Origin of the sequence: Sphingobacterium sp. UDSM-2020 (assembly GCF_016132525.1) — a bacterium.
Taxonomy (GTDB): domain Bacteria; phylum Bacteroidota; class Bacteroidia; order Sphingobacteriales; family Sphingobacteriaceae; genus Sphingobacterium; species Sphingobacterium anhuiense.
Genome location: NZ_CP066166.1, coordinates 3,965,911 through 3,984,765 on the forward strand (window position 1 = coordinate 3,965,911; position 18,855 = coordinate 3,984,765).

Consider the following 18,855-nt stretch of genomic DNA (forward strand, 5'->3'; position numbering starts at 1 on the left):
AAACCTTTCAAACATGTCCTGAAAGGCTAATGGATATTCAGTAATGGCCATATTAAACAAAGGCATATTACTATATTTTAGCGCAAATGTATCAAAAGTAGCCCTAAATCACAATACTTATATTCACATTACAGGGTTTTGATGCATTCTTCAGTTAGAAATGGGTATTTAAAATTAAAGCCTGTATCAATTATTTTTTGGTTGCTCGCTGTTGTACTTGTCAGCAAAACTTCTTCGCCCATTTGTCCAAGAGCAAATTTTAAAAGAAAAGCAGGTACGTAAATCGGTAGGTAGATTGAACCTACTTTTTGTTTAGCGATACGATCGATTATTATTTTTTGTGCCAGTACTTCTGAGGATACAGCATTGTAAATTCCTACTATTTCATTGTTACGTATGGCTGTTAAATACAACTTGCACAAATCATCGATGTGGATCCAGCTCATTTTTTGTTTTCCCGAACCTAAGTAAGTTGCACTTTTAAACTTTAATGATTTGGTCAATTCTTTTAAAGCACCCTCATCTTTACTGAAAACTACGCCTAACCTGAAAATGACAACTCTTTTATGCAATAATTCAACAGGTTTTACACTGTCTTCCCATAGCTTGCAGGTCCAGCTTAAAAAATCCGTACCCTGTTCTTCATTTTCAGTAAAAGCATGTCCGGGTTTTTTGTCTGCTCCATACCAGCCAACTGCCGATGTTGAAATGACAGCTTTAATTTTGTTAGGAAGTTGCTGTAGCGCTTCTGCGATTAAATTACCACTATTAACCCGGCTGGAGATCAGTTCTTGACGACGCTTCTTCGTCCATCGCTTGTCAGCAATGCCAGCTCCGGCAAGATTGATAATATAATCTGCCCTTTTTATCGCATCATTGTTTATACGTTTAGTATCTGGATCCCAGTGTAAATGTTCAATATGATTGCTGTCTTTATTTGCGCTGGGGTTTCGACTGAATATAATGACATGAAACCCTTCGCTAACAAGCAATTTTGTTAAATGTCGACCAATAGTTCCTGTACCTCCTGCTAGAATGACTGTTTCCATAGTTCCAAGATCTTTAAGCTTATAAATAATGTGATCGTTTCTCATAGCCAATTTAATTTTTATTTATCATATTCCACCCTTATTCAAATTAAAAAATGGTTATTTTGCTGTATATAATAGAGTAGGATTTTAAAATATGAATTATTTTGATGAGCTTAAAACGCTCTTGAATATAGAACAAGACTTTGATCGTGAGCAATATGAAACCCTTTTGCTAAAGTCAAGCTTGAATGAAAGAAAGTTAAAAGGTGTGACCTGGTTTCCGATTCAGATTAAAGGTGAAGAGATGGGGCGTGGTGATTATCTGACCATTACATTATCCAAAACAAATAACCAGGAGGATGAACATCGTTTTCGCTTTGGTATGCCGGTCGCTCTTTTCTCGAATCATGATCCCCTGGTCGATCGGGCAGAAGGACTGATTTCTTTTGTGAATAGAGATACAATGAAAATTGCATTGCGGGTCGATGAACTGCCTGACTGGACGAGAAGAGGTAAACTTGGGGTGGATCTTTTATTTGATGAAAATTCATATAAAGAAATGCATGAAGCATTAAGGAAAGCCAAAGAACTGCGTTTAGATTTAAATGAAGGAAGACTGATCCGCGAGATAATAGGTGAGGAGGAGTTAAAGGGATATAAAAAAGAAATTAATTACGATAACGGTACTTTAAATCAGAGTCAAAATGAAGCCATAGTTCATATTCTAAGTGAGAATCCGATTTCCATTATACATGGCCCTCCCGGTACAGGAAAAACGACAACTTTGGTCAAAGCAGTACAAGCCCTACTGAAAAAGGAAAATAAGCAAATTTTAATTGTGGCACCGAGTAATACGGCAGTTGATGTTTTGACCGAACGATTAGATGCCGCAGGAGTGTTAGTGACACGTATTGGAAATCCCGTCAAAATTTCAGAACATTTACAAGAATTAGCACTTGATGCCCAAGTGGATCAGCATCCGGCAAACAAGGAAGTCAAGTTGCTCAAGAAAAAAGCACGGGCTTACACCGAAATGGCTCAGAAGTATAAACGAAGTTTTGGAAGATCTGAACGGGAACAGCGTAAAGCACTTTTTGATGAAGCAAGAAAAATAGGGAAAGAAATTGGCGATATACAAGATTTTATTGTCGCAGATATTCTGGATAAAGCACAGGTTGTTACTGCTACTTTAGTCGGATCCAATCAGTACGCAGTCAGAAATAGAGTATATCAGGTTGTTATTATCGATGAGGCAGCACAGGCTTTAGAACCCGCTTGTTGGATTCCGATTCTAAAAGCAAATAAGGTGGTGCTTGCAGGTGATCATTGTCAGCTTCCTCCCACGGTGAAGTCAAATGCCCAGATGAATATCGGTCTTTATCATACGTTGTTTGAAAAATTAGTAAAACGTTATCCTGAACATGTTTCTTTATTAAACGTTCAGTATCGGATGAATGAAAAGATTATGCAGTACCCTTCTACGGCACTATATGATGATCATCTCATTGCAGGAGATCATGTACAGCATTGGGCGCTCAAAGAAGATTCGGAACCTGTTGTTTTTATTGACACTGCAGGGGCGGGTTTTGAGGAAGAACAGGATGGTACAGCAACATTTAATGTAGGGGAGGCTCGTTTTGTTATCAATCATTTGAAACAATCATTGGTATCTTTTGAACAGGTTTATGATGAAAGTGATTTTCCGGCGATTGCAGTTATTACTCCTTACCGGAGACAAGCGACAGTGCTAAATGAATTATTAGTAAATGATGAGCAGATTGCTCCCTTTCGTCATCATATCCAAATTAACACTATCGATAGTTTTCAGGGGCAGGAAAAAGATATCATATATATCAGTTTAACAAGGAGCAATGATCAGCAGGCAATCGGTTTCCTTTCCGATGTGCGTAGGATGAATGTTGCTATGACAAGGGCAAAGAAAAAGCTCATTGTGGTGGGGGATAGTGCCACTGTGGGTAAGCATGAGTTTTATGATAATTTTATTAAATATGTAGATACCATGCAAAGCTACCATAGTGTTTGGGAGTGGGATTTGGGCGAATAGTTAATATAACATGAAATTCTAACGGAAATTAGTAGCAGATGTATTGAATTAATCTGCTATTTTAGCAACTTGACGAATTTTTACTGAAAAAATTATGGATAAGTATTATCAAAATAAAGAATTAGTTTTTAAAACGCGTTGGATGACAGCAACTGGATTTTACTTCGCCGAAGCGGAATTGCCAGAAGCATCTTTAACAGCATATTTAAATAATTCTGAAGAATCAGAAGAACATATTATTTTCATCCCTTTTAGTCAAATAAAAAGAGCTGTACCACTTTTTGATAATCAGCCACCATTGCTTGATATTGATGTATTAGATCCAAAAGATTATCAAGCTGTAGTTGCAGACTTTGAGAATAAAGCCCAATTGAAAGAAGCCATTCAGGCAATTGAAGAGCAATCAGGGCTTAGAGAAACAGTAGAAGTTATAAAAGACAAAACCTGGATACGTAATTTGCTTTATACAATTGCAATTGCTTTTTTCGGTTTTTCGCTGGTGATGATGGCAAGGGAATTAGAAAATGGCGAAGTGCCTGATACGAGTGGTAACCGATCGGGTTTCAAAAGTGTTTTAGCTGCTATTGCAGAGCAGTTGGGTTTTATGGGCAGTGCTGCATTAGCTATAGTATTGTTTTCTGGTTTCGCATACTTTACTTACACGATATATAAAAGTTCAAATACAACAAGAACTGTCTGGAAAAAGTAAGGCTTATCCATGACTTTCTGATGAACTAAAATCATGTTCAGCGTTAAGGATAAATGAAAATTGTTTTCAACTATTCTTTAAAATATAAAAAAGTGGCTAACTCTTGCGAGTAGCCACTTTTTTAATTTTAAAAGGTGCTTTGACCTTTATTCAACCTCATTTTTATTCAAGAAGACAAATTGACCATCAAATACATCCAATTGGATTACCGCATCTTTATTTACTTTTCCTGAAAGGATTTCTTTCGAAAGTTCATTCAGGATGCGTTTTTGCATAACACGTTTCAATGGCCTTGCACCATAGATCGGATCATATCCTAATTGCGCTAGCCAATCCATAGCATCATCCGAAGCAGTGATGAAGATATTTTGCTCAGCCAATTGTTTTTGAATATGGCTAAATTGCATCCGTACGATGCTTGCAATTTCATTTCTGCTTAGAGGTGTGAACATGATGATTTCATCAATACGGTTCAGGAACTCTGGGCGAATTGATTTTTGTAAAAGCTCAAACACTTCACCTCTTGTTTTTGCAATAACCTCATCTCTGTTATGATCATTCAACTGCGAGAAATTCTCTTGAATGATATGCGATCCGGTATTGGAAGTCATGATGATGATCGTGTTTTTGAAATTCACCGTTCTACCTTTGTTATCTGTTAAGTGACCATCGTCGAGTACTTGCAGTAAAATGTTGAACACATCAGGGTGTGCTTTTTCAATTTCATCCAAAAGTACGACAGAATATGGACGGCGGCGAACAGCTTCAGTCAATTGTCCACCTTCTTCATAACCTACATATCCTGGAGGCGCTCCGATAAGTCGGGACACTGCGTGACGCTCTTGGTACTCGGACATATCGATTCGGACAAGCGCATGTTCATCATCAAATAAGAACTCAGCTAGTGCTTTTGCTAACTCCGTTTTACCCACACCGGTAGTTCCCAAAAAGATGAAAGAACCAATGGGACGCTTAGCATCACTAAGTCCCGCTCTTGAACGGCGGATAGCATCAGAAATCGCTTCAATCGCCTCTTCCTGTCCGGCAACCCGTTTATGTAATTCCTCTTCTAGAGAAAGAAGCTTATCGCGCTCAGACTGGATCATCTTATTTACAGGAATACCGGTCCATTTAGATACCACATCAGCAATGTCTTCAGAAGTCACTTCCTCTTTTAACATCCGTTTGCTATCTTGCTTTTCAGCTAATTCTGCTTTTAATTTTTCAACCTTATCCTGCGCATCTTTGATACGGCCGTAGCGAATCTCAGCTACCTTTCCATAATCGCCTGCACGTTCCGCCTGATCAGCTTCCTGCTTATAATTTTCTATATTTTCAATCTCCTGGTTGACACTGTCCACCAACGTTTTTTCTGACTGCCAGGATGCACGTAAAGAATCGCGTTCGGCAGATAGATTAGCGATCGTTTCAGAAAGTTCACTGACTTTCTTTTCATCATGCTCACGCTTTATTGCCTCCCGTTCAATTTCGAGTTGCATAATACGGCGGTTCAGTTCATCTACAGCTTCAGGAACAGAGTCCATTTCAAGACGTAATTTTGAAGCCGCTTCATCCATTAGGTCAATCGCTTTATCTGGTAAGAAACGATCCGAGATGTAGCGGGTTGACAATTCGACAGCGGCAATGATTGCTTCGTCAAGAATGCGCACTTTATGGTGCGTTTCGTAACGTTCTTTTAATCCGCGCAGGATTGAAATTGCATCTTGAGTAGTTGGTTCGTCAACCATTACTTTTTGAAAACGACGTTCCAATGCTTTATCCTTTTCAAAGTATTTTTGATACTCGTTCAATGTTGTTGCACCAATAGCACGAAGTTCTCCACGTGCTAACGCCGGTTTTAAGATATTGGCTGCATCCATTGCACCCTCACCACCACCAGCACCAACTAAGGTGTGGATCTCATCGATAAACAGGATGATTTCACCGTTACTGTCTGCAACCTCTTTGACAACAGCTTTTAATCTTTCTTCAAACTCACCTTTGTATTTTGCACCGGCTATTAAAGCCCCCATGTCCAAAGAGAATACGATTTTTGATTTCAAATTCTCGGGCACATCACCATTGATGATGCGGTGTGCAATACCTTCGGCAATAGCGGTTTTACCAACCCCTGGTTCCCCCACCAAGATGGGGTTATTCTTAGTTCTACGGGATAAGATTTGCATCACGCGACGAATTTCTTCATCACGGCCTATCACAGGATCTAATTTTCCCGATTCAACAAACTCGTTTAGATTACGGGCGTATTTTCCCAAAGCATTGTAGGTAGCTTCGGCATTTTGATCCGTCACTCTTGTGTTGCCACGTAGTTCTTTGATCGCTAATTTAAGATCCTTTTCATTTACACCTTGATCCTTCAGTAGACTAGATGTTTTATCGCCTGCATTTAGAATACCTAGAAGTAGATGCTCTACAGATACAAACTCATCATTAAACTCCTTCAAGTAGCTTTGCGCTTTTTGCAAGGCCGAATTTGAGGTGTTACTCAAATAGACATTTGTGCCGCTGACTTTCGGGAATGCCTGAATTTGCTTATCCAGTTCTCCACTTAAGTAAGGGATATTTACATTTAATTTTTTTAACAGATGACTGATTACATTTTCATCAACTGTTAGCAAGGCTTTAAGTATATGTGCGGTCTCAATAGCCTGCTGTTGATTGCCTGTGGCAATCTCCGAAGCTTTTTGAATCGCCTCTTGTGCTTTAATTGTATAGTTATTGAAATTCATGGTTTTATTTGCTTTTTGATTTGATAATTGGATAACAATCAAAATGCCATATCTGTTTTTATTCTTTTTTCGGAAAAAATGTCTTGTATTTTTATTGTGAAATGACAAAATTTCATGTTTATGTGTTTTGCCGCGATGGGTTCCGATTTGAATTGAAAATAAATGGCTTGATTTTCAGAAAATTATTAAAAATATGAAAAAAAATGCCAGGAAAGTTTGATTTTGTTGTCAAAGGTTTCGATATTTGCACCATCATAATTCGAAAGGGTTATTTAAAAAAGCCTCTTTAGCTCAGCTGGTAGAGCAACTGACTTGTAATCAGTAGGTCATTGGTTCGATTCCGATAAGAGGCTCTTTTTTAACTTTCACACATGATGCCTCCTTAGCTCAGCTGGTAGAGCAACTGACTTGTAATCAGTAGGTCATTGGTTCGATTCCGATAGGAGGCTCAAAAAGGTCAATCTCAAAAAGATTGACCTTTTTTGTGTTTATACTGATCGAAAGATTTAATGCCCAATTATTTACAGATCGTGTGCTTTATATAAATTAAATTTATACCAGCGATGAACCGGCATAAATTTAATTTTATTGAGCTTAAGCCCCTATAGGCTTGATTATATAGTGGCGACCTATTTTTGTTTCAAATGAAAACCTTTCTCCTGTCTTACTTACGGCTATTTGCTTACCATTTTCCATTACTTGTATTTCTTTTTCTTTCCAAGGATTGTGGATCTGGCATTTTGTGCCTTTTTCACTATAAATGGATAGATTTGTTATGGTAGTGCCATCATAATCTGCAGAAACTAAAAAGGCACCTTTAGTCCGTAGGCGCGTAAATGAAGCGCTTGATTTTACCCAGTTGGGAAATATGTACAACGTGTTATCAAGCGTTTGAAGCATCATTGAGTTGACCGTTTCAACTAGGGCTGTTTTTTCCGAAGCATGATGGCCATCTGTAATCAAGAAGTTTTTTTGAGCACCGCTGGCCAATATGCTTAGGTCTTTAATAATTATTTCAGGGGAGAAGCCAACGCGTGCAGCCATAATATAACCGCTTAGACCTAACGCATTCATTGATCCTTGAAATCCATTTTGGTCAACTTCATAGTATTCAACCGTATTTTTAGCTATCTGTAAAGAATCTGGATCTGAAAGTAAATCGAGTACTTCGCAGGGGTAGACCGGATGCATTTGTATCATGTGGTTTGGCAGATCCCATCCTGCTTCATTTTTTGCAAAAACAGGCAAGCCTTTATTCGGTGTCTTGGTCGGCTGTATTACCTTGTATTTAGGGAGGTGATCGAGAATATCCTGCCAAAGCGTTCTCCGGTTTTCATCCACATCCAATAACTTACTATACTTGAGAAGTAAGCTGAAGGTTTGCTTGATGAAACCTAGATCGGAGGGAGGATTGAGATCCCAGGAACTCTCATGTGCGCCAGTAGTGATACTGTATCTATAAGTATCACCATATGGCTCCTTTTTCAGGTAATCTTCATAGAAATCACCACATTCTTTAATAAAGGGGTAAGCTCTGTTTTTTAAAAAATTTAAATCACCAGTATATTCATAGTACCAGCTGAAAAGTGGTACATTGAACGGCGCATTCATCGTTTGTTGCCAGTAATAATTGTAAGGTATGCCAATTCCCAGTCCACCAACTAAGAAAACAGCTCCTCTAAATGATTTCCCAGCTAAAGAAGGATGGACAGTTCCCATGTCATTTTGCGCACGTCTTCTTCCATCAGGTAAGATTGCTTCAATGAAGTTGTAAAAAGGTTTTGCAATTTCGGGTCTATTCGCGGAGAAGACGCTATAAAATCCAGCTTGGCTATTATAATTTAAATGGATATCACCATGATACATCATTTTGTCATCCATATTCCAGACACCATACATGCCGCCACATGCCGGGGAATGTTCGTTATAGGCAGAAGCTAGAAAATAGATCGAACTTAAGTACTGTCTGTTGATCAATTCATCATTTGTTTCCACATATGACCTATTCCACATATCCTTCCACCATGCTATTTTTGTATTTCTTAAAGCATTTAAACGGTTATTTTGCAAATCATGAAGTGTTTTATATGCGTTTTCCATCTGTGCATCGTTCTTCATACCGCCACCCGATATGTAAGACAGTACATAGACAGTTTTTCCAGCTTTAAGAGTAAAGTGCGTATTGGTCTGGGCTTGGGATTCTCTATTGCAAATTGATGATGCGCCAAGAACCTTAGTCGATATACCGGCTTTAGAGACCCATCTTACATCTGTAGTTTTAGTTTGTCTGGTTACCTGCGTTACGTTACTGTTCACATCGGCTGTTGTGCCATATGTTGCCGATATGCTATCGGCATAAGTATCTACAGATATTTTGATTGGAGTTTTTGTGTTATTTACCAGTTCAGTGACTAAAAGATTTTCATTAACAGATATCCAGCTTTTCATATGCACAGGTTGTGTTGTTGCTGTACGCATGCGCAATTCATTACCTAGTTGGTCCATCTCATACTTAAAACCAGCGCTTATCGGTGATTCTACGGTTATTTTAACCCCGCCAACAGGAAGGGCAGCGGGGCCGGATCCGGCCCAGTCCGACCAGCCATCTGTTACAAAATCGACTTTTGAGATTCTGAAAGTCTGGCTGTTTTCAGCAGTATGGCACACCACACCAACATCACCATTGCCTATATAAGGTCCAATAGGTGCATGATTACTGCGGATACTTTCATAGCTAAAAGGTGCGTTCCAGACGGCAGTCATTAAGTTTTTTTTACTTAAAAAGAATTGATTATCTGCATCAGAATTTTTTATCAAACTTCTCTTTTGCTGTGATTGTGCACGACTGCCTATATTATTAGATGAATTGACGTTTTGTTGCGCCTGACTTGAAAAACTTAATAATAATATACAACAGGTTAGATTTCTTTTTATCTTCATTATATTTTGAGAGGTTACAGTAGTAGGGAATTTAGAGTTTAGTTATAAGTTTTGGAACTATTAGATCCGATATAAAGATTCAATATATTTTTTCAAAATACTACCTTTATATTTGCCAATAATGTTACTTTTTTATCATTATCAGGTTGTGGCATACTGCACCGATCAAGTCCAAAGTAACAACTGGCTTTAGCCTTAATTTTGATGTAGGGTCTTAGCTATGCCACTAATCATTTGGGATGGTTTTAATAGAGGTGGTGTTTTCAGTGTCAATTATCGGACACGGAGATGAGATGAGTTTTTGCATGTTCCCATTTTTTAAAGCTTAAGATTGCGAAGTTGTGATAGCGTAGCGTACGGTAGTTTTGCGAAATCCCTTGTTATAACAAAAAAAAGGGTTCCATACATATGTATGGAACCCGTTGTATATCGATACCGGTTATTATTAAAAGTTTGGTTTTAATAAATACTTGTCGTAGAATCTGAAAATATGATCTGCGGCTTCTTCCGCCGTATCAACGATGCGGTAGAGTTTTAGATCTTCTTCGCTGATGTAGCGTTCACCTAGCATTGTGTTCTTGATCCAGTCGAAAAGGCCACACCAATATTCGGAACCCACTAACACAATCGGGAAGCGTGCGATTTTACCTGTCTGGATTAATGTAATTGCTTCAAATAATTCATCCATTGTTCCAAATCCGCCCGGCATAACAATATAACCCTGCGAATACTTCATGAACATGACTTTTCTAACAAAGAAATAGTTAAATTCAAGAAGTTTATCACGGTCAATATATCTGTTGTGAAATTGTTCAAACGGCAATTCTATATTTAATCCTACTGATTTACCGCCGGATTCATAAGCTCCCTTATTTGCAGCCTCCATGATACCGGGGCCACCTCCAGATATAATTCCATAGCCACGTGCAGTCAACAAACTTGCCACATCGACAGCCATTTGATAGTATTTATGATCTTGTGGAGTTCTTGCAGATCCAAAAATGGAAACACAAGGACCAATTTTAGCTAATTTTTCAAATCCATCTACAAATTCGGACATGATCTTAAATATTTGCCACGAATCTTTTACTTTTATCTCCTGCCACGTTTTGTTTTCAAAGGCACTTCTTATTTTGTCGTCTTTTGTAATATCCATGCTATACTCTTATTATAAAAATTACTGTTCCTTTTCATTTGAAGGGAATACAAGATAAGGAATATTTTTAATTTGAACAGTTTCTTTAACTATTATATTGTTAAATTTGTGCCATGAATTTCTCTTCTAAATTATTAGAAAACGCTGTATCCGAGTTTGGACGTTTACCTGGAGTAGGTCAAAAAACTGCATTGCGACTTGTTTTACACCTGTTAAAGCAATCGGATGCTGAAGTTGCACGATTTACATCTACTATTAATCAATTGAAAGAAGAAATTCAGTATTGCCATATCTGTTTTAATATTTCAGACTATCATGAATGTGAAATTTGTACCTCTCCAAAGCGGGATCATTCCATTATATGTGTCGTGGAAGATACGCGTGATGTGATGGCGATTGAAAATACCAATTCTTACCAAGGAATCTACCATGTACTAGGGGGACTTATTTCACCAATGGATGGGGTAGGACCGTCTGACTTGAAGATTGACGGTTTGGTCGACCGTATGCGTAAGCAAGATGTCAAGGAGGTGATATTGGCATTAAGTGCTACGATGGAAGGAGATACAACGATATTTTATTTGTATCGTAAGCTCAAAGAATTTAATATCCAGGTCACCACTATCGCACGTGGTATTGCTTTCGGCGGTGAGCTTGAATATGTCGATGAATTGACCTTAGGAAGGTCAATAGCGACGAGAACATTATATGAACGACCGACGTTCTAAGGGTTAGAATACCGTATTATTTTGATTGTAAAAGCTTTGTTACCCGACGAAGCTTTTTTTTGGCCTGCTTTTTAGTGAAAAGTTGTATTTTAACAGATTATTAAATCTAACACAACCAAACTATCATTTATTAAATAAGTATGAAAGAAAAAAATAGCTCCAGAAGAGATTTCTTAAAGAAATCCATCACAGGAGCAGCGGCATTTTCAATTGTCCCTAGATTCGTATTAGGGGGACAAGGATATTTGGCTCCAAGTGACCATTTAACGAAGGGCATCATTGGCGTAGGTTCAATGGGGCGTGGTCATTTTGGATACGCGGGAACAAAAACAGTGGCGATATGTGATGTCGACACAAGACATTTGGCTCTAGCGCAACAGGCTTTAGGTGGCGGAGTTAAAGAACATCATGATTTTCGTGATTTAATTAAAAACCCTGAAGTAGATATCGTGCATATTGCAACTCCCCCGCATTGGCATGGTTTGATGTCTTTGGAAGCAGCGCGTGCAGGAAAAGATATCTGGTGTGAAAAGCCGATGACACGTACTATCGGTGAAGGAAAACGTGTCAAAGAAGCGATCGCACAACATGGTAATATGTTTAGATTAAATACCTGGTTCCGTTTTGCCGATAATTTCTACGGAATGAATGTTCCGGTTAAAAAAATTAAAAAATTGGTAGATACAGGTATGTTGGGTTGGCCGTTGAAAGTAACGATCAGCAAGCATACTGGTTTTGACTGGAAATTTTTCTGGGTAGGGAAAGAAAACCTTCCTGTTGAACCGGTACCAGCAGAATTGGATTATGAATTATGGTTAGGTCCTGCACCTTTCAAACCTTATAGTACGCATCGCGTGCACACAACTTTTAGAGGATACTGGGATTATGATGGCGGTGGTCTTGGTGATATGGGCCAACATTATTTGGATCCTGTTCAATATTTCTTAGGAAAAGATGGCGAAAGTCCTGTATCGGTAGAAGTTGATGCGCCGCAGCAACATAGTGATGCGGTCGGTACCTGGAGAAGAATTGTTTATACATATGCTGATGGCTGTCAGATTATTTTAGATGGTGAAGGTAAAGATGAAGGCATGGCTTATATAGAGGGACCTAAAGGGAAGCTGTATAAAGGCTTTGTGTCTGATATACCGGATATGGAAAGAAAACTGGCACAATTTCCTGAGCCAGCACCACAGATTACAGATTTCTTGGAATCGGTACGTACACGCGAGAAATTTGCATTAAATGAAGAGAACGGATACCGTTCATGTACATTGGTCAACATGGGCTTGATCGCCTTACGTTTAAACCGCTCATTGAAATTTGATTCTACAAAAGATGAGTTTATCAATGACGATGCAGCAAACCGTTTAGTTTATCAACCGATGCGTGGCCCTTGGTCAATGTAATTTTCTAATCTATCTAAAATGAAAAAAGTTTTTAATACGATATCTGCCTTATTAATACTTCAAGTGGCAGCATATGCACAACAGCCCCAAAATAGAACGACTGCTACTAAAATAGCTGATGTACTGGGGCAACAACCTGCCGAAGAAAAGGCTAAGTTTTTATACGCGATGAACGAGTTGGAAAACTTTACATCAAGTGAAATCGCGGCGATGCTAAATCAATTGAAACCGCAGGGCCAAAACAATGCGCAAGTAGAGTATGCCACAAATAGCTATTCTTTCTTTGTTAACCAACCAGGCAAAGAAAAACAGAAAGAAGTATTTGTACAAGGTCTATTGGATGCATTGGGTACGGTGAAAGAGGATACCAACAAAGCTTTTGTATTGCGTCTTTTACGTCAGTGTGCAACGAATGCTGCTGTGAGTAAAGTAGCTACTTATTTAAATACACCATATTTGGCTGATGGTGCGGCACGCACATTGGTCTCGATCAATACGAAAGAATCAAGCGATGCATTAGCACAAGGATTAGCGAAAGTAACAGATGAAAAATGTGCAGTTGCGCTCGTGACCGCTTTGGGAGATGTTAAAAATCAAGATACCGAGACGGCTATCATCGCTTTGATCGATAAGTTCAAATCGGATAGCTTCAAACGTACTGCTTTGATTGCCCTGAGCAAAATTGGAGGAACAGCAGCGCTTCCGATCTTTGAAAAAGAGCTTAAAACTGCAAATTATAGTTATGATAACCTGAATGGTATCGGTTTAGGTCTGGACTATGCCGAATCTCTAATTGAGAACAAAAAAAATAAAGAAGCAATTGCTTATTTAAATACTTTGTTTGCTGAGGCTTCTAAATTGAAAGCAATCAATGCACAAGTAGGATCGTTAACTTTATTGACAGGATTGGATGCTAAAAAACAAAAGAAAAACTTGTTTGCGGCGGCTCAAAACGAAAATAATGTCTACCGTCACGTTGCTTTAAATCTATTGCACAAATACGGAGATGCAAATGATACTAAAAAACTATTAGGACTAGCAGCGAAATCAAGCCCTGCTGTGCAAGAATCATTATTGAACTATATTGCTCAAAACGGTTCGATAACTCAATTAAAAGCAATCGAAAAAATTGTTGGTAAGTCTACAGATGCACATGCTAAATTAGCGGGTCTCTCGGCGATCAACCTCCTTTCTAAAGGTGCTGACTCGAAAGCTTTAATTGATAATTTGTCTACAGATGCGCAACTGAATGAATCGATCAAAGCACTTTTGTTAAGTTCAAAAAATGAACAGACAATGGACGTGATCAACAATTCATTAGGAACTGTTGATGATGCTAAGAAAATCCAATTATTGGACATTTTGAGCACAAGGGCAAATGCTAATTCTTCGCAAGCTGTATTGGCTTTGAATAGCACCAATGCTGATGTAAATAAAGCCATCAACAAGGCTTTACCAAATGTTGCACAGGAGAAAGATCTAGAAATACTTGTTAATTTATTGACAAAAGCGGATGAGACTTCAAGCAGGAATTTAGAGGTTGCGATTGCAAATGTGATCCAGTCTAGTCCTAACAAAGAACAACATATCCAAAAACTTGCCGCGAATATTTCCCGTTCTGCAGCACCTAGTGCAACCAAATTCTTTCCAATTTTTGCCAGACTTGGCGATCAGGAGTCTTTGAATGCGGTTACGAATTATTTGAAATCTGATAATCCTGCTCTTCGTGATGCCGCTGTTTTAGCGATCGCAGACTGGTCGACTCCTTTAGCATTAAATGAGCTCATCCAGTTGTCAAGAACAAACTTATCAGGTGGTTTAAGTGAAAAAGTATTTGCTGGATTGATCAAGAATATCAATAGATCGAGTGAAACAAACGATCAGAAGACCCTTTTATTGAAAGATGCTTTTGCAGTTGCTAAAAATAACAACCAAAAAAGAACTGTTTTAGGTTCTCTACAAAGTACGGGCACCTACCAGGCAGTTGTATTTTCAGGTAAGTTTTTGAAAGATCCGGAACTGAAGGGTACTGCCGTTAACACTGCAATGAACATTGCTTTAGATAATAAATCTTTTATAGGTTCTGACGTCCGCAACATCTTGAATGAGGTGATCAACAATTTAAGCGGAAGCGAAAGTGCATACTTAAGAGAAGCTGTTGTTAAGCACCTTGCAGAAATGCCTAAATCTGAAGGTTTTGTAAGCCTGTTTAATGGACAGGATCTGACAGGCTGGAAAGGTTTAGTCGCAAACCCGATTAAAAGAGGTCAAATGACTGAGAAGGAATTGGCTGCTGCGCAGGTAAAAGCTGATGAGCAAATGCGTCAGGGATGGGCTGCTAATAATGGTGAATTGATCTTCAACGGTAAGGGAGATAACATTGCTACGGTTAAACAATATGGCGATTTTGAGATGTTGGTTGACTGGAAACTGGATAAAAACGGTAAAGAAGGTGATGCTGGGATTTATCTTCGTGGTACACCACAGGTTCAGATCTGGGACATCTCTCGCGTAAAAGATGGTGCTCAAGTGGGTTCTGGTGGTCTTTATAATAACCAAAAGGCTGAATCAAAACCATTATTGGTGGCGGATAATGCCCTTGGTGAGTGGAACACGTTCAGAATTAAGATGGTTGACGACAAGGTGACAGTTTACTTAAATGGTAAATTGGTTACCGATAATGTGCCTTTAGAAAATTATTGGGATCGCAATCAATCTATTTTCCCTACCGAGCAGATTGAGTTGCAGGCTCATGGTACGGTGGTGTCTTATAGAGATATCTACGTAAAAGAGCTGGCTAGAAAAAATGTATTTCAATTAAGTGACGCAGAAAAGAAAGAAGGTTTTGAGGTGTTATTTGATGGTACAAACTTAGATAAGTGGACGAAGAATGATGGTTATGTGATCAATGATGAAGGATATCTTAGGGTGGTGCCAGACGCTAAATTCGGCGGTAATCTTTATACAAAAGAAGAGTATGGAGATTTCATCTATCGTTTTGATTTCAAATTGACAGAAGGTGCAAACAATGGTGTGGGGGTAAGAGCTCCTTTAGAGGGTGATGCCGCTTATGCTGGTATGGAAATCCAAGTGTTGGATAACACTGCAGATATCTATAAAGATTTGAAACCTTACCAATACCATGGTTCGGTTTATGGTGTTGTAACGGCTAAAAAAGGATTTTTAAAACCAGTAGGCGAGTGGAATACGGAAGAAATCGTTGTAAAGGGTAACCGTGTTAAAGTTACTTTGAATGGTACAGTGATTCTTGATGCTGATATTGCAGCGGCAAGCAAAAATGGTACTTTGGATGGTAAAGATCATCCCGGTTTAAAACGTACAACGGGTCATCTTGCCTTCTTAGGACATGGTTCGGAAGTATTCTTTAAAAATATCAGAGTAAAAAAATTGAAATAAGGGTTATACCTTTTCATTTTATAAGGTCCTTATTACTTTAAGTAATAAGGACCTTTTTTTTTAACATTAAACCAAGAACGATGAGTAGTTTTCGGTAGTTCCATCGTGCCACTCAAGGTATATTTTATGGTTGAAAAAAAATATATTTCAAATGCTATCGCTTAATGTGAGGCAGCTTTTGAAAAGAAATTCATTATAATGACTCCGGCAACAATCAAAACAATACCAATCACTGCTGGAAGATCTAATGATTGTTTGAAAATAACAACCGAGATAACAGTTGTTAAAACAATACCAATACCACCCCAAGCTGCATAAGCAATACTAAGGGGAATAAATTTAAGCGCCAGAGAAAGAAAATAAAAGCAAGCTATAAAGGCCATAATAGTGACAATAGATGGAATTAACTTTGAAAACCCATTGGATACTTTTAAAAAACTACTGCCAAGTAATTCAAATGCAATAGCTAAGCCTAAAAATAAATATTTCATTTTTTTATATGATTAATAATCATACAAAGGAACGGTAGATTGAGATTGTTTTTTTTGATATATATCAAATTCAGTTAAAATTTCAATGCAAACTATCATTATTTTTTTCTGATCCGGCTTAATGTTTCCTGAGTAATACCAAGATAAGAAGCGATATGTCCTAGCGAAATGCGCTGTGCCGCTGCGGTTTCATTCTTCAGTAGCGTATTGTAACGCTCTTCAGCAGATTCAGTCTGTAAAGAAATGGCACGCTCCTCTAATATTTTGCAATATTCTTCCGCTAATTTTCTCCCAATGGTTTCCATTTGATGATATTTTTGATAAAGCTCATTCATATCTTCTCTGGAAATATAGTAAATAGAGGAATCTTCTAAAAACTGAATGCTCTCTAAAGAAGGAAGATTGAAGAAAAGAGGAATCACTGAACCTAAGATCATATTTTCGATACCAAACCAAACATTGATCTCCCGATCTTCTTTATTGTAAAATGCGCGCACAATTCCTTTTTCAATAACAAACATATTGGATACAACTTGACCCTGTTTAAGAAAAAAATCACCCTTTTGTTTGGTCATGAATTTAGTTCTCTTAATCAATTCTTCCTCAAGATCAGTATGAATTGGTCCGTATTTTTTTAGCTGTTGGATTAAGAAATTCATATTTTCTGTATTACTTCCCTATATTATTAAAACTTGCAAGTGCCGGTTTTACCGCTTGCGTAAGAACGCATTGCAACATAAGGAGTATCTATAAAAGATAAACGTTTACAAAACAAACCATATGTTGTCATGAGGTTTTAAATATACCTATCGAAGTTGGAACTACCAATCTGCAAAGTGAATTTATTGATGTCATGTAAAGCACAAAATTCCGCATGTTTATTTGTGATTCGTAGATATTCTATCTTATTTCCAAAAATCATATATCTGCTAATTGCTAATTTTCATCAACTGATCTTACGATTTGATTCTTGACTCCGTTACATAAATCTTTGGTTTTAGAACAGCATACTGCTCGAACTATAACAATTTTATCGTTGCTGCAACAGAAAGCTTTATCCTGATTAAAAATCTAGATCAGTAACTAGCGTAAATATGTTGATATTTAGTTTAGCTGCACGATCCCATATTTGATCTTGTTAGTAGGGAAGCTCTTCGCAGTGAAAGCCTTTATCCTGCAACAGTCCAATGATAGATTGTGGATTTTCCTTTAAAGTATCGATGCGTAAGATACGATCGCAATCCTGTAGATCGAAATTCCATCTGCCCGGTGTGCAGTGTTCATTTAAACCATATTCTAAAATGAGAATGTCTTTTTCAGTTTCTACTGAGGTTTTAAATACATAAATCATGCAGTTTTTAATTTTAAATTTTTAATACAATCTGTTATAATCCTTTTTTTCCTTTTAGCCAATATCCTTGAGTAGTTATACGGTTTACACCGTTTCTTTTAAGGGCCTTTCGAAAAGCTTGAACGGAAGTGACATTGCCAACTAAAGTGTAGCTGGCATGAAGCCAGTTTTCATGATGAAAAATAGGGAGACCATCGATCCATTCCGCATTGGCGAACGATCCATTTTTTGGAAAGATACTACAGTTTTCTAAGCCCAACAGCTCAGGAACTTCTTGATTTGCATCGTCTAGTTCTAGATAGAACCGGAAGGAATGATTGTTTTTTTTGAGTGTGGGAAGTAGCGAACATGCCAATCCGAGCGAAGTTTCATCGCCGAAGAGTAACTGATGCTGAAATTTTGGGTTATACACTTTATGCCCCCTCGGACTACTGATATAGAGATGATCACCAACGCTTAAAGTGTCTGCATAACTGCTTCCGGGACCATTATTGTGAATATGAAAGATAATATCCACAATACCCAGTTGCATATCATGATAGGCAATCGTATAATTCCGGTATTCGATTTCGTTTACACGGATCACACTCGCATAGCCAATCTGGAAATTCATTTTGGCAAGGTCGCTCTGAAAACGCACCTTTTTAAGATGGGGGCTGAGGTAAGTGGTGCCGATCACTTCAGCACGCTGGCCAACGAGACTCTCTAGTATTCCGCCTGCCCATTTGGGTAGTGTTGATATCATGGTATTGCTTTTTTGTTCATGACAAAGAAACAGCTAATTTGTAACGCAAACAATGGAGCAAAG

Annotated in this window: 13 protein-coding genes and 2 tRNA genes; 7 read left to right on the forward strand and 8 right to left on the reverse strand. The window is 38.1% G+C overall.

Annotation, left to right across the window (positions count from 1 at the left end):
- Nucleotides 1-128: 128 nt before the first annotated feature.
- Nucleotides 129-1,094 carry a TIGR01777 family oxidoreductase gene (locus JAZ75_RS16655; RefSeq protein ID WP_208696778.1) on the reverse strand — a complete coding sequence of 322 codons (966 nt, stop codon included), beginning with the start codon at nt 1,092-1,094 and terminating at the stop codon, nt 129-131.
- A 91-nt stretch (nt 1,095-1,185) separates the two neighbouring features.
- Here JAZ75_RS16655 and JAZ75_RS16660 point away from each other — a divergent pair, with 91 nt between their 5' ends.
- Together JAZ75_RS16660 and JAZ75_RS16665 are read left to right on the forward strand one after the other, a co-directional pair.
- On the forward strand, nt 1,186-3,096 hold the full coding sequence (locus tag JAZ75_RS16660) for an AAA domain-containing protein (protein ID WP_208696780.1): 1,911 nt from the start codon (nt 1,186-1,188) through the stop codon (nt 3,094-3,096).
- Between the two features lie 94 nt (nt 3,097-3,190).
- Nucleotides 3,191-3,805, forward strand: coding sequence for a hypothetical protein (locus JAZ75_RS16665; RefSeq protein ID WP_021189931.1), 615 nt, complete (start codon nt 3,191-3,193; stop codon nt 3,803-3,805).
- A gap of 146 nt (nt 3,806-3,951) precedes the next feature.
- Here the strand turns inward: JAZ75_RS16665 and clpB are convergent, their stop codons facing one another.
- Nucleotides 3,952-6,555, reverse strand: a complete 2,604-nt coding sequence (clpB, locus tag JAZ75_RS16670; protein ID WP_208696782.1) for an ATP-dependent chaperone ClpB — start codon at nt 6,553-6,555, stop codon at nt 3,952-3,954.
- A gap of 280 nt (nt 6,556-6,835) precedes the next feature.
- Here clpB and JAZ75_RS16675 point away from each other — a divergent pair.
- A tRNA-Thr gene (locus tag JAZ75_RS16675) sits at nt 6,836-6,908 on the forward strand.
- 23 nt (nt 6,909-6,931) lie between these two features.
- Nucleotides 6,932-7,004, forward strand: a tRNA-Thr gene (locus JAZ75_RS16680).
- Between the two features lie 145 nt (nt 7,005-7,149).
- On the opposite strand, the gene JAZ75_RS16685 is transcribed toward JAZ75_RS16680, so the two are convergent.
- Nucleotides 7,150-9,495: a glycosyl hydrolase family 95 catalytic domain-containing protein gene (locus JAZ75_RS16685; protein ID WP_208696784.1), complete on the reverse strand. Its 2,346-nt coding sequence runs from the start codon at nt 9,493-9,495 to the stop codon at nt 7,150-7,152.
- A gap of 445 nt (nt 9,496-9,940) precedes the next feature.
- A complete protein-coding gene (locus JAZ75_RS16690; protein WP_037526690.1) occupies nt 9,941-10,645 on the reverse strand; it encodes a TIGR00730 family Rossman fold protein in 705 nt (234 codons plus the stop codon).
- A 119-nt stretch (nt 10,646-10,764) separates the two neighbouring features.
- Between JAZ75_RS16690 and recR the strand changes: the two genes are divergently transcribed.
- The 3 genes from recR (at nt 10,765) to JAZ75_RS16705 (ending at nt 16,205) form a co-directional block, all read left to right on the forward strand.
- Nucleotides 10,765-11,379, forward strand: a complete 615-nt coding sequence (gene recR, locus JAZ75_RS16695; RefSeq protein WP_021191006.1) for a recombination mediator RecR — start codon at nt 10,765-10,767, stop codon at nt 11,377-11,379.
- 140 nt (nt 11,380-11,519) lie between these two features.
- On the forward strand, nt 11,520-12,788 hold the full coding sequence (locus tag JAZ75_RS16700) for a Gfo/Idh/MocA family oxidoreductase (protein ID WP_132772727.1): 1,269 nt from the start codon (nt 11,520-11,522) through the stop codon (nt 12,786-12,788).
- Nucleotides 12,789-12,806: 18 nt separating this feature from the next.
- The gene (locus tag JAZ75_RS16705; RefSeq protein ID WP_208696786.1) at nt 12,807-16,205 is read left to right on the forward strand and encodes a family 16 glycoside hydrolase; all 3,399 of its coding nucleotides are present in this window, start codon (nt 12,807-12,809) and stop codon (nt 16,203-16,205) included.
- Nucleotides 16,206-16,366: 161 nt separating this feature from the next.
- On the opposite strand, the gene JAZ75_RS16710 is transcribed toward JAZ75_RS16705, so the two are convergent.
- The 4 genes from JAZ75_RS16710 to JAZ75_RS16725 form a co-directional block, all read right to left on the reverse strand.
- Nucleotides 16,367-16,696 carry a DMT family transporter gene (locus tag JAZ75_RS16710; RefSeq protein ID WP_208696788.1) on the reverse strand — a complete coding sequence of 110 codons (330 nt, stop codon included), beginning with the start codon at nt 16,694-16,696 and terminating at the stop codon, nt 16,367-16,369.
- 98 nt (nt 16,697-16,794) lie between these two features.
- The gene (locus tag JAZ75_RS16715) at nt 16,795-17,355 is read right to left on the reverse strand and encodes a Crp/Fnr family transcriptional regulator (RefSeq protein WP_132772732.1); all 561 of its coding nucleotides are present in this window, start codon (nt 17,353-17,355) and stop codon (nt 16,795-16,797) included.
- 479 nt (nt 17,356-17,834) lie between these two features.
- The gene (locus JAZ75_RS16720) at nt 17,835-18,047 is read right to left on the reverse strand and encodes a hypothetical protein (protein WP_021191783.1); all 213 of its coding nucleotides are present in this window, start codon (nt 18,045-18,047) and stop codon (nt 17,835-17,837) included.
- A 34-nt stretch (nt 18,048-18,081) separates the two neighbouring features.
- On the reverse strand, nt 18,082-18,792 hold the full coding sequence (locus JAZ75_RS16725) for a siderophore-interacting protein (protein WP_208696790.1): 711 nt from the start codon (nt 18,790-18,792) through the stop codon (nt 18,082-18,084).
- Nucleotides 18,793-18,855 lie beyond the last annotated feature (63 nt).